Genomic DNA, 12332 nt, shown 5'->3' with positions numbered 1-12332 from the left:
GCACGAGCGCGGCCGCGGCCAGCATGGCCACGCCGAAATAGGCGCCGTGGGGCAGGCCCGCGATGAAGCGGGCGGCGATCACGCTCTCATAGCTGGAGGCCAGCGCGCTGAGCAGGTTGCCGACGCCGAACACCGCCATCAGGCCGATCAGCAGCATCCGCCGGGGCGCCCTGGCGAGCGCGACGGTGATCGCGGGCGCGCCCACCACCACGCCCAGCGCATAGGCCGAGATCATGTGCCCGGCTTCCGGAATGCTGACGTCGACGGCCGTCGCGACGGACGGCAGAATCCCCATCGCGGCGAATTCGCCGGTGCCGATGGCGAACCCGCCGATCGCCAGCGCGAGCTGCCCGAGGGCTGCGCCATGAGGCGCTTCTATCGGCGCCGCGGTGAGCTCGGCCTCGGCGGCGGCGAGGTCGGCGGGATCGGAAAGTCGGCACTCGGCGGCGGTCATGGGCGCTCGGCGAAATTTGCGGCGGAAGCCGGCGAAGCTGGGCCTGTCCCCCTTCTGTTGCAATGCAGCAGCCGCGCATGGCGGCCATACGCCTCAGCTGTGCACGGTCGCGCGCCCGCGTCGCAAAGCCGTGCGGGCGGCGCTAAGGTCGGGCGGGAAACGACGGACGATTCCGATGCAAGCCTATCTCGATCTCCTGCGGCGCATCCTCGAGGAGGGCGCGCGCAAGGAGGACCGTACCGGCACCGGCACGCTCTCGATCTTCGGCGCGCAGCTGCGCTTCGACCTCAGCCGCGGCTTTCCGCTCGTCACCACCAAGCGGCTGCACCTCAGGTCGATCATCCACGAGCTGATCTGGTTCCTGCGCGGCGACACCAATGTCGGCTATCTGCGGGACAACGGCGTCACGATCTGGGACGAGTGGGCCGACGCCAACGGCGATCTCGGCCCGGTCTACGGCAAGCAGTGGCGCTCCTGGGCGGCGCCTGATGGCCGGACGATCGACCAACTCGCGGGCGTGCTCGCAGAGCTTCGCCGCAACCCGTCGTCGCGCCGTCTCGTGGTGTCGGCCTGGAATCCGGCCGACCTGCCCGAGATGGCGCTGGCGCCCTGCCACTGCCTGTTCCAGTTCCACGTCTCGGAGGGGCGGCTCTCCTGCCAGCTCTACCAGCGTTCGGCGGACGTGTTCCTGGGCGTGCCTTTCAACATCGCGTCCTACGCTCTGCTCACCCATCTGGCGGCGCGGGACGCCGGGCTGGAGCCGGGCGACTTCGTCCACAGCTTCGGCGACGTCCATCTCTACCTGAACCATGTCGAGCAGGCGCGCGAACAGCTGACGCGCGAGCCGCGGCCCCTGCCGACGCTGCGGCTGAACCCCGCCGTCCGCTCGCTCTTCGACGTCGCCTATGAGGACGTCTCGATCGAAGGCTACGATCCGCATCCGGCCATCAAGGCGCCCGTCGCCGTATAGGAGCCGTGCGGCCGGCCGGCTCCACTCCGGCTCTGGAACGGGTATTAGGAAGCCCTCAGGGACGTGGCGAGCCGCGGCCAGACGGTGTATCGCGTGAGCGGGGCCGGGGCGGCCCGACTCACAGGTTCTGGTGGACAACGCGCCATCGCCCGCGCGTTCGGGGACAGGGACGGACAGAGATGAACCTCAGGATCGCGGCGCTGGCGGCCGCTCTGCTGGCGGGCAGCGTGGGCACGGCCTTCGCGCTCAGCACGCCGGTCGTGTTCGCGCAGACCGAGCAGGCCCTCCGGGCCAAGCTGAAGTCGGCCTACGCCGGCCAGCCGGCCCGCTTCGGCTTCGAGAACTTCCGCCGCCGCACGAACGGCAAGGACGAGGCGGTCTGCGGCCAGGCCACGATCTATATCGGCCGCGACAAGCCGAGCCTCGTGCGCTTCGTGTACCGCTACAATTCCGGCGACGCCGCGATCGAGACGCTCAACGCAGGCGAGACCGCCACCGTCCAGAAGCTCTGGACGCCGCTGTGCCTGCGCGGACGGCCGATCGAGTGAGGGTTCCGATCGCAATCGTCGCGGCGGTCGCGTCGAACCGCGTCATCGGCCGTGACAACGGGATGCCCTGGCGGCTCCCGAGCGACCTGAAGCGGTTCAAGGCGATCACCTGGGGCAAGCCGCTGATCGTCGGCCGCCGCAGCCATGCGGCGATCGGGCGGCCCTTGCCCGGGCGCGAGACCATCGTGCTGACCCGCGACCGGGCCTTCCAGGAGGAGGGCGTCCATGTCGCCCCCGACCTGAAGGACGCGCTGGGCCTCGCCGAGGCGATCGCGGAGGGGATGGGCGCGGACGAGATCATCAGCGTCGGCGGGGGCGAGATTTATGAGCTGACCCTGCCGCTGGCGACCGTGATGCATCTCACCGAGATCGACGCCGCCCCGGACGGCGACGTGCTGTTCCCGGAATACGACGCTTCCCAGTGGCGCGAGACGTTCCGCGAGGAGCATGCGGCCGGCGGCCGTGACGAGTATGGCTTTACGTTCCGGGACTTGGTCCGCACACGGAGCGCTTAAGAGGACGTGATCGGATCCATGCCGGATTCCGATTGACGGGCCGGCGCCGGCGCCCCACTGGCTGAGCGCCCGGCGTTGAACGCGCGCGCAGCGAGTATATCCTGCGCGCCGCCGGCGACAGACGTAGCAAGGAGTCTTGATGCCCTGGAGCAACCAGAGTGGCGGCGGCGGTCCGTGGCGCAACCAGGGCGGACCCTGGGGGCAGGGCCCGCAGCAGCCGGGACCGACCCCTCCGGACCTCGAGGACATGCTGCGCCGCGCCCAGGAGCGGTTTCGCACGATGCTGCCGGGCGGCGGCGGCGGCGGCCGTGGCCTTCTCGCCCTCGTCTTCCTCGGCCTGATCGGCTGGGGCCTTTCCGGATTCTACAAGGTGGAAGCGGATGAAGAGGGCGTCGTGCTGCGGTTCGGCAAGTATGTCGGCACCACCCAGCCGGGCCTGAATTATCATCTTCCCTATCCGATCGAGACCGTGCTGACGCCGAAGGTCACCACGCAGAACTCGATCGAAGTCGGCATGCGCACCGGTCCGGGCGGAACGCGCGGCGTCGCGAGCCGCGACGTGCCGCAGGAGAGCCTGATGCTGACCGGCGACGAGAACATCGTCGACGTCAACTTCTCGGTCGTCTGGGTGATCAAGCCCGCCGACGGCGCGACCGGTCAGCCGAGCGGCGCCGCCGACTATCTGTTCAACCTCGAAAACCCCGAAGCCACCATCAAGGCGGTCGCCGAGAGCGCGATGCGCGAGGTGGTCGGCCGTTCGCGCCTCCAGCAGATCCTCACCGAGGGCACGCCGGAGACCGAGACCGTGGCCCAGCCGCTGGCGCCCGACGCGCCGCCAGTCGAGCCGGTGCGCCCGCAGGTTGAGGCGCAGCCTGCGGCGGTCACCGCGGCGGCCGTGCGCGAGCTGATGCAGAAGACGCTCGACAGCTACCGCGCCGGCGTGGACATCACCCAGGTCCAGCTCCAGAAGATCGCGCCTCCGGGCGAGGTGCTGAGCGCGTTCCGCGAGGTGCAGGTGGCGCAGGCCGACCGCATCCGGCTGACCAACGAGGCGCAGGCCTACGCCAACCGCGTCGTGCCTGAAGCGCGCGGCAAGGCGGCCCAGGCGACGCAGGCGGCGGAAGGCTACAAGGCCTCCGTGGTGGCGGCCGCGCAGGGCCAGGCGTCTCGCTTCCGCGAGGTCGCCTCCGCTTACGACCAGGCGCCGGATGTCACCCGCGAGCGGATCTTCCTCGAGACCATGGAGCGGATCTACGGCGGCGTGGACAAGGTGATCATCGATCCGAAGGCGAGCGGACAGGGCATCGTGCCGTTCCTGCCGCTTGACCAACTGCAGAAGTCGGGGCGCAACGCTCCCGCGGCCGAAGCGACGGGAGCCGCGCAATGAACCGCAGCGTCTTTGGCGCCTTCTTCGCCGCGCTCGCTCTGCTCGCGCTGGTCGCGCTCTACAGCTCGCTCTATCGCGTTTACCAGACCGAGCAGGTCATCGTGCTGCGCTTCGGCCAGCCCGTCGCGACCGTCACCGACCCTGGCCTGCACGTGAAGATGCCCTTCATCGAGACCGTGACACGGATCGACAAGCGCATCCTCGACCTCGACATGCCCGAGCGCGAGGCCACCACCAACGACCAGAAGCGGCTCGTGGTCGACGCGTTCTCGCGCTACCGCATCACCAATCCGCTGCGCTTCAGGCAGGCGGTCGGATCGATCGAGCAGGCGAACGCGCGTCTGACCAACGTGCTCACCGACGCGCTGCTGGAGGCGATCCGTTCCTCGACCTTCCAGCAGATCGTGCGTGACCGGCGCGACCAGATCATGATGCGCATCCGGGACCAGGCGAACCGCGAGGCCGACCGCTTCGGCATCCAGATCGTCGACGTCCGGATCCGCCGCGCGGACCTGCCGGAGCAGAACTCGAAGGCCGTGTTCGAGCGCATGCAGTCCGAACGCGCCCAGGAGGCGGCTGAGATCCGCGCCCGCGGCGCGGAGCAGGCGCAGGGCATCCGGGCGCGCGCCGATCGCGACTCGCAGGTGATCGTCGCCAACGCGAACCGCGACGCGGAGGTCGTGCGTGGCCAGGGTGAGGCCGAGAAGACGCGAATCCTCGCCGACGCCTATGGCTCGAACAAGGACTTCTTCGCGTTCTATCGGTCGATGCAGGCGTACGACACCGCGCTGAAGAACGGCACCCGGCTGGTGCTGTCGCCGGACAACGCGTTCTTCCGGTTCTTCCAGCAGCCCGCTGGCGCCCCGGCCGCACCGGCCGCGCCGACGGGCGCACCACCGGCGCAATGACGGACTTCTTCGCGGCTCTCGGGCTGGTCCTGGCGATCGAGGGACTCGTATTCGCCGGGTTCCCCGAGGCCGCGAAGCGCGCCAGCCAGAACATCGTGGCCACTCCGGATCAGACGTTGCGTCTGATCGGAGTGGCTTCGGCCGCTTTCGGGGTCCTGATCGTCTGGATCATCCGCGGCTGAGGGCCGCTCACGGTCAGCCACGCTCTGGCCGCGTGGCGGGACGTCGTGCTAAACCGCGCCGTCCCCGCCATGGAGCTCGCCCGGATGGACGGTCCGACCGACCCTTCGCTGCATCTCATGCAGGCCTATATCGACGGCGCGCTGGTGGGCGAGCCGACCGAGCCGGTCACCGACCCGGCCACCGGCCGTCTCGTCGGCCGCGTGCCTGATCTCGGCGCCGACCATGCCGCGCAGGCGATCGACGCCGCGCAGCGCGCGTTCCGTCCGTGGGCCGCGAAGACCGCCAAGGAGCGGTCCGCGATCCTGCGGCGTTGGTTCGATCTTGTCATCGCCAACAAGGAGGAGCTCGCGCTCCTGATGACGCGCGAGCAGGGCAAGCCGCTCGCCGAGGCCCGCGCCGAGATCGACTACGCCGCCTCGTTCATCGAGTTCTACGCCGAGGAGGCCAAGCGGGTCTCGGGCGACACCCTGCCGAGCCATCGCGCCGACGCGCGCATCCTGGTGCTGCGGCAGCCGGTCGGCGTGGTGGCGGCGATCACGCCCTGGAACTTCCCGGCGGCGATGATCACGCGCAAATGCGCCCCTGCGCTCGCGGTCGGCTGCACCTTCGTGGTGAAGCCTGCGATGGAGACGCCACTCACGGCGCTCGCGCTGGCGCGCCTCGCCGACGAGGCGGGAATCCCGAAGGGCGTGCTCAACGTCGTCACCGGACAGGACTCGTCGGCGATCGGCAAGGTGTTCACCAGCCATCCGGCGGTCCGGGTGGTGTCCTTCACCGGCTCCACGGAAGTCGGCAAGATCCTGATGAGCCAGGCCGCGGCCGGCGTGAAGCGGGTCGCGCTGGAGCTCGGCGGCAACGCGCCCTTCATCGTCTTCGACGACGCGGATCTCGATGCGGCGGTCGAGGGCGCGATGGTCTCGAAGTACCGGAACATGGGCCAGACCTGCGTCTGCGCCAATCGCATCTACGTGCAGGCCGGCGTCTATGACGCCTTTCTGGAGAAGCTGACCCGCGCGGTCTCCCGGCTCAAGGTCGGCTCGGGCACGGAGGAGGGCGTGACCCAGGGGCCGCTGATCACGCTCGAGGCCGTCGAGAAGGTCGAGCGCCACCTCGGCGACGCGGTCTCCAAGGGCGCGCGCGTCGTCGCCGGCGGCAAGCGCCATGCGCTCGGGGGATCCTTCTTCGAGCCGACGGTCGTCGCGGACGTCACGCAAGACATGGCGGTCGCGCGCGAAGAGACCTTCGGCCCCGTCGCGCCGGTGTTCCGCTTCGAAACCGAGCAGCAGGCGATCGAATACGCCAACGCGACCGAGTTTGGTCTCGCGGCTTACTTCTATGCGCGGGACGTGGGTCGGATATTCCGGGTCGCGGAGGCCCTTGAATACGGCATGGTCGGCATCAACTCTGGTCTGATATCGACCGAGCTGGCGCCCTTTGGCGGCGTCAAGGAAAGCGGTCACGGCCGCGAGGGATCTCAGCGCGGCGTCGACGAGTTCGTCGACATCAAATATCTGCTCGTCGCCGGCATTTCCGGCTGAAAGGACGGGACGTCTTGAGCATTCAGGATTTCAAGCGCGCAGCCGCGGAGGCGGCGCTCGCGCATGTCGAGCCCGGCATGAAGCTCGGCCTCGGCACAGGCTCGACCGCGGCGATTTTCGTGGAGTTGCTGGGCCAGAAGGTCGGGCAGGGGCTGGACGTCGTCGGCGTGCCGACCTCCGAGGCGACGCGCGAGCTCGCTGAGCGCTTCGGCGTCCCGCTGACGACGATGAAGGATGAGCCGGAGCTCGACCTCACCGTCGACGGCGCCGACGAGGTCGACCCGCAGCTCCGGCTGATCAAGGGCGGCGGCGGCGCGCTGCTGCGCGAGAAGATCGTCGCTTGCGCCAGCAAGCGGATGATCGTGATCGCGGATGAGAGCAAGCGCGTCGAGCGGCTCGGCAAGTTCCCGCTCCCGATCGAGGTGGTGCCGTTCGGCAAGGAGTCCACGCTGCGCGCGATCGCCAAGCTCGCGATCCGCCTCGGGCTGGAGGGCGAGGTGGTGCTGCGCCGCTCCGAGGACGGCTGCCCGGTCGTGACCGACAGCGGGCACGTGATTCTCGACGGCCATTTCCACCGGATCGACGATCCCGAGGGGCTCGCGGCCGCGCTCGTCAGCCTGCCCGGCGTCGTCGAGCACGGCCTGTTCATCGGGCTCGCCAGCCTTGCGATCATCGCCGGCGAGAACGGCGTCTCGACCATCGAGCCAACCCAGTTCCAGCAATCCCCCAGGAGGATCGCATGATCCTGTCGCTCGCTCCGCGTCGCGCCGCGTCTGCGGTTCTGTTCGCAGCCGTCATGGCGTGCGCGCCGGCTTCGGCGGCGGACCTCAAGCTGGCGAGGCAGGTCGTCGAAGTCTCCGGTGCGGCTTCGAGCTTCAAGGACATCGTGGCGATCTTCCTTGACGAGGCGAAGCGCACCTTCGTCCGCACCAACCCCGAGCTTTCGGGCGATCTGGATCAGGCGATCAAGACCCTGATGCCGGAGTTCGAGCAACGGCGGGAGCAACTCCTCGACCAGATCGCGGGGGCCTACGCGGCGCGCTTCTCCGACCAGGAGCTCATGGAGATCAAGACGTTCTACGAGACTCCGACCGGCGCGAAGCTGGTCAAGGCTCTGCCGGGCGTGCTCCAGGAAAGCTACGACAAGACCAACGTCTGGAGCCGCCAGATGAGCCAGGACGTGGTCACGCGCCTTCGCGAGGAGCTGAAGAAAAAAGGTCACGACATGTGATCTGGCGCGAGGAGCGCGACGACAGTGAGTGAGTACGACGTCGACCTCTTCGTGATCGGCGCGGGGTCCGGCGGCGTCCGGGCCGCGCGCATCGCGGCCGGCCATGGCGCGCGCGTCGCGATCGCGGAGGAGTTCCGCATCGGCGGCACCTGCGTCATTCGCGGGTGCGTGCCGAAGAAGCTGCTGGTCTACGCCAGCCGGTTTCCGGACGCCTTCGAGGACGCGGAGGGTTTCGGCTGGACCCTGCCGCAGGCGCCGCAGTTCTCCTGGCCCGCGCTGATCGCCGCCAAGGACCGCGAGATCGCGCGGCTGTCGGGTCTCTACGAGGCCAATCTCGAGCGCTCGAACGTCGCCGTTCACCAGCAGCGCGCCGTCATCGACGGACCTCACGGGGTGCGGCTCGCCGACGGCTCCCGCATCACCGCGGGGGCGATCGTGATCGCCGTCGGCGGCTATCCGGTGACGATGGAGTTCCCGGGCTTCGAGCTCGCGATTTCCTCCAACGATGCGCTCGACCTCGCTGATCTGCCTGAGCGAATTGTCGTTCAGGGCGGCGGCTACATCGCCGTCGAGTTCGCCTCGGTGTTCGCGGCGCTCGGCGTCGAGACCACGCTGATCCACCGCGGCGGCAAGGTGCTGCGCGGCTTTGACGAGGATCTGCGCGACGACGTCCAGGAGGCGATGGCCCGGCGCGGCGTGAAGTTCCTGATGAACGACCATGTGGTCGAGATCGAACAGACCGGGGCCGGAAAACTGGTCCGCACCAATTGCGGCGCGACGCTCGAGGCCGGCGAGGTCATGATGGCGATCGGCCGCCGGCCGCTGACCGCCGGGCTTGGTCTCGAGTCCGTGGGGGTCGAGCCGGACCACAAGGGCGCGATCGCGGTCGACGAGTATTCGCGCACCTCGGCGCCCTCGATCTACGCCATCGGCGACGTCACCAACCGGATGAACCTCACGCCGATCGCCATCCGGGAGGGCCATGCGCTCGCGGACACGCTGTTCGGCGGTCGCCCGACCTCGATCGACTACGCCAACGTGCCGACGGCGGTCTTCACGACGCCGGAGATCGGCACGGTCGGCCTGAGCGAGGAGCAGGCCCGCGAGAGCGGCCGCGCCATCGACATCTACAAGACCCGCTTCCGGCCCATGAAGGCGACCCTGTCGGGCGCCGAGGGGCGGATGCTGATGAAGCTCGTCGTCGACGCCGCGAGCGACCGGGTGCTGGGCGTCCATATCCTCGGCGAGGACGCCGCCGAGATGGTTCAGGTCGCGGCGATCGCGGTGAAGATGGGCGCGACGAAGGCCGACTTCGACGCGACGGTCGCCCTCCACCCCACCGCCAGCGAGGAGCTCGTCACCTTGCGCACGAAATGGACGGGGGCTTGAGGCCAGCCGCCGCGGCGTCCCGGCCGGCGCGGGAGGCTTCGAGCGACACGCCGCTGACCGAGGCGCGCAAGCGGCAGATCGTGCTCGGCGTGCTGGTCGCGATGCTGCTCGCCGCGCTCGACCAGACCATCGTGGCCCCCGCCATGACCACGATCGGGCAGAGCCTGGGGCATATCGAATATCTGCCCTGGGTGATCTCGGCCTATTTCGTGACCGCGACCGCCGTCACGCCGCTCTACGGCAAGCTCGCCGACATCCACGGCCGGCGGACCATGATGGTCCTTGCGGTCGTGATCTTCGTCGTGGCGTCGGTGCTGTGCGCGCTGGCCTCCACCCTGTGGGCGCTGATCCTCGCCCGCGCGCTTCAGGGGCTTGGCGGCGGGGGGCTGATCGCGCTCGCCCAGACGATCATGGGCGACCTCGTCCCGCCGAAGCAGCGCGCGAAATATGCGGCGCAGATCTCCGCCGTGTGGGCGACCGCGAGCGTGCTCGGCCCGCTGGTCGGCGGCGTGTTCGCGCAGCACCTGCACTGGTCGCTGGTGTTCTGGATCAACCTGCCGCTCGGCGCGGCGGCGCTCTGGGTGATGAACGCGCCGCTGAAGGATCTGCCGTTCCACCGCCACCCGCACCGGCTCGACGCGCCGGGCGCCGCGCTCGTCGTGCTCGGCACGTCGATCGCCATGCTGGCGCTGTCGATCGGCCGCCAGGGCGGCGACTGGTTCTCGCCGACCGTCCTCGCCCTCACGGGCGCTTCGCTGCTGTCGTGGCTGCTGTTCGGCCTGCGGCTGAAGACCTTCGCGGAGCCGCTGATCCCGATCGAGGTGCTGCGCGACAGGGTCGTGCTGTGCGGCACGCTCGCGGTCGCGATGGGCATGGCGAGCTTCGTCGGCCTGGCCGCGATCGCCCCGATCTATTTCGAGGTGCAGAACCAGGTCAGCCCGGACGTCGCCGCGCTCGGCCTGATCGGCATGGCGGCCGGATCGGTCTCCGGCGCGGCCCTCACTGGCCGCTCGATCCCGAAGCTCGTGCACTATCGCCGTCCGGCGGTGTTCGGCCTTGCGCTGTCGGCGGCCGCCCTGGCGGCCCTCGCGGCGACGATCGAGATGCGCTCCTTCGCGCTCGCCGACGGGCTCCTGTTTCTCTTCGGGCTGGGCCTCGGGCCGATCTTTCCGACCGTGACGGTCAGCGTGCAGAACGCCGTGGCGCGGCGTGATCTGGGCGCGGCCACGGGGCTGCTGGCGTTCCTGCGCTCGCTCGGCTCCGCCTTCGGGGTCGCCATCCTGGGCGCCATCGTGCTCGGCGCCGGGGGAGAGGGGGCGACGACGGCCGGGCTGACGATCGACCCGTCCTACTTCCGCCTCGCCTTCATCGCGGCCCTGATCGCCACCCTGATCGGTCTCGGCTGCCTCGCCGCCATGCCGGAGCGGCCGCTGCGCGACACGATCGAGCCGCACGTCTCGGGCGAGTGACGGGTGGCGATGTCGGGCCGGCGGTGCTAGGAAGCCCGCCAACGAGCGGCCGCCTGCGGCCGGGCGACGCATGGTCGTTTCCGCGAAGAGCCGCTCGCTCGACCAAATGGAGCAGGACATGTCGGAGCGTTGGAGCCCGTCGAGCTGGCGCGACAAGCCGATCGAGCAGTCGCCGGTCTATCCGGACCACGCGGCCCTCGCGGCCGCCGAGGCGCAGCTTGCGAGCTTTCCCCCGCTCGTCTTCGCGGGCGAGGCGCGCAAGCTGAAGCGTCAGCTCGCCAAGGTCGCGGCCGGCGAGGCGTTCCTGCTGCAGGGCGGCGACTGCGCCGAGGCCTTCGCGGAGCATTCCGCCGACAACATCCGCGACTTCTTCCGCGTGCTGCTGCAGATGGCGGTGGTGCTGACCTATGCGGCCGCGTCGCCGGTGGTGAAGGTCGGCCGCGTGGCCGGCCAGTTCGCCAAGCCCCGCTCGTCCCCGACCGAGGTCATCGACGGCGTCGAGCTGCCGATCTATCGCGGCGACATCGTCAACGGCACGGAGCCGACGCCCGAGGCGCGCATTCCCGACCCGCGCCGCCAGCTCGAGGCCTACCGGCAGTCCGCGGCGACACTCAACCTGCTGCGCGCCTTCGCGAATGGCGGCTACGCCAATCTCGATTTCGTGCACCAGTGGATGCTCGGCTTCGTGAAGGAGAGCCCGCAGTCCGGCCGCTACCGCGAGGTCGCCGACCGGATCGCCGAGGCGCTCGACTTCATGCGCGCCTGCGGCATCGACCCGGAGTCGCATCCCGAGCTCAAGACCACCGACTTCTTCACCAGCCACGAGGCGCTGCTGCTCGGCTATGAGCAGGCGCTGACCCGCGTCGATTCCACGACCGGCGACTGGTACGCGACCTCCGGCCACATGATCTGGATCGGCGACCGCACCCGGCAGCTCGATCACGCCCATGTCGAGTACGCCCGTGGCGTGAAGAACCCGGTCGGCCTGAAGTGCGGCCCGTCGCTCAAGCCCGACGACCTGATGCGTCTCATCGAGACGCTCGACCCGGACAACGAGCCGGGCCGGCTGACGCTGATCGCGCGGTTCGGCGCCGACAAGGTGTTCGACCACCTGCCGGGTCTGGTGCGCGCCGTGAAGGCGGAAGGCCGCAGCGTCGTGTGGTCCTGCGATCCGATGCACGGCAACACGATCAAGTCGGCGTCCGGCTACAAGACCCGGCCGTTCGAGCGCATCCTGCAGGAGGCGAGGGCGTTCTTCGAGGTGCACCGCGCCGAGGGGACCTATGCGGGCGGCATCCATGTCGAGATGACCGGCAAGAACGTCACCGAATGCACCGGCGGCGCCCGGGCGATCTCGGACTCCGATCTGCACGACCGCTACCACACGCATTGCGACCCGCGGCTCAACGCCGAGCAGGCGATCGAACTCGCCTTCCTGGTGGCCGAGGAGCTCAAGAAGGAGCGTCTGGCGCGCGGACCGCGGCAGGTCATCGCGGCGGAGTGAACGGAACGCGCGGCGGGGGCGAACAGCGAGCAGGGTTCAAGCGTTCACTTCGTGGCAGAGGGTAAGGCGACGGTCGTCCGGCCGGCGTCCCCGACACGCCAGGGAGGAAAGAAGATGCGCAAGCGTCTGATGCTGCCCGCCGTTCTCACCGTCGCCGCCTGCCTGTCAGGCGCAGGTTTCGCCGCCGCGCAGGCCGGGCCCCCGCCGCCCCCACCGCCTCAGGGCCCGGGACCCGG

General features: G+C 69.7%; 13 protein-coding genes. 12 read left to right on the top strand and 1 reads right to left on the bottom strand.

What is annotated here, in order from left to right; translation table 11 throughout:
• On the bottom strand, positions 1-454 hold a 454-nt coding region (locus ACIKT0_RS06840), incomplete at its 3' end, for an MFS transporter (RefSeq protein WP_407104611.1).
• 175 nt (positions 455-629) lie between these two features.
• Here ACIKT0_RS06840 and ACIKT0_RS06835 point away from each other — a divergent pair.
• From ACIKT0_RS06835 to ACIKT0_RS06780, 12 genes are all read left to right on the top strand, one after another.
• Positions 630-1424 (top strand): thymidylate synthase, encoded by a 795-nt coding sequence (locus ACIKT0_RS06835; protein WP_407104610.1) that lies wholly within the window; start codon positions 630-632, stop codon positions 1422-1424.
• Positions 1425-1603: 179 nt separating this feature from the next.
• Positions 1604-1972, top strand: a complete 369-nt coding sequence (locus tag ACIKT0_RS06830; RefSeq protein ID WP_407104609.1) for a hypothetical protein — start codon at positions 1604-1606, stop codon at positions 1970-1972.
• Entirely contained in the window at positions 1969-2487 is a 519-nt protein-coding gene (locus tag ACIKT0_RS06825) for a dihydrofolate reductase (RefSeq protein WP_407104608.1), read from the top strand. Before ACIKT0_RS06830 ends, ACIKT0_RS06825 begins: the two co-directional genes overlap by 4 nt.
• 139 nt (positions 2488-2626) lie before the next feature.
• Complete coding sequence (locus tag ACIKT0_RS06820; RefSeq protein WP_407104607.1) at positions 2627-3874, top strand: protease modulator HflK N-terminal domain-containing protein; 1248 nt, start codon at positions 2627-2629, stop codon at positions 3872-3874.
• The gene (gene hflC / locus ACIKT0_RS06815; RefSeq protein WP_407104606.1) at positions 3871-4782 is read left to right on the top strand and encodes a protease modulator HflC; all 912 of its coding nucleotides are present in this window, start codon (positions 3871-3873) and stop codon (positions 4780-4782) included. Before ACIKT0_RS06820 ends, hflC begins: the two co-directional genes overlap by 4 nt.
• Complete coding sequence (locus ACIKT0_RS06810) at positions 4779-4964, top strand: DUF2065 domain-containing protein (RefSeq protein WP_407104605.1); 186 nt, start codon at positions 4779-4781, stop codon at positions 4962-4964. The genes hflC and ACIKT0_RS06810 overlap by 4 nt, the downstream gene beginning before the upstream one ends.
• An 84-nt stretch (positions 4965-5048) precedes the next feature.
• The gene (locus ACIKT0_RS06805) at positions 5049-6503 is read left to right on the top strand and encodes an NAD-dependent succinate-semialdehyde dehydrogenase (protein WP_407104613.1); all 1455 of its coding nucleotides are present in this window, start codon (positions 5049-5051) and stop codon (positions 6501-6503) included.
• Positions 6504-6517: 14 nt separating this feature from the next.
• A complete protein-coding gene (rpiA, locus tag ACIKT0_RS06800) occupies positions 6518-7246 on the top strand; it encodes a ribose-5-phosphate isomerase RpiA (RefSeq protein ID WP_407104604.1) in 729 nt (242 codons plus the stop codon).
• On the top strand, positions 7243-7734 hold the full coding sequence (locus ACIKT0_RS06795; RefSeq protein WP_407104603.1) for a DUF2059 domain-containing protein: 492 nt from the start codon (positions 7243-7245) through the stop codon (positions 7732-7734). The genes rpiA and ACIKT0_RS06795 overlap by 4 nt, the downstream gene beginning before the upstream one ends.
• A 24-nt stretch (positions 7735-7758) precedes the next feature.
• Positions 7759-9123, top strand: coding sequence for a glutathione-disulfide reductase (gene gor / locus ACIKT0_RS06790; protein ID WP_407104602.1), 1365 nt, complete (start codon positions 7759-7761; stop codon positions 9121-9123).
• On the top strand, positions 9120-10592 hold the full coding sequence (locus ACIKT0_RS06785) for an MFS transporter (RefSeq protein WP_407104600.1): 1473 nt from the start codon (positions 9120-9122) through the stop codon (positions 10590-10592). Before gor ends, ACIKT0_RS06785 begins: the two co-directional genes overlap by 4 nt.
• A gap of 118 nt (positions 10593-10710) precedes the next feature.
• Positions 10711-12096, top strand: a complete 1386-nt coding sequence (locus ACIKT0_RS06780) for a class II 3-deoxy-7-phosphoheptulonate synthase (RefSeq protein ID WP_407104612.1) — start codon at positions 10711-10713, stop codon at positions 12094-12096.
• Positions 12097-12332 lie beyond the last annotated feature (236 nt).

Origin of the sequence: Hansschlegelia beijingensis, assembly GCF_045505405.1 — a bacterium.
In the GTDB taxonomy this organism is placed as follows: domain Bacteria; phylum Pseudomonadota; class Alphaproteobacteria; order Rhizobiales; family Methylopilaceae; genus Methylopila; species Methylopila beijingensis_A.
Note: the sequence above shows the minus strand (reverse complement) of the source record. Positions and strands in the feature narration are given on the sequence as shown.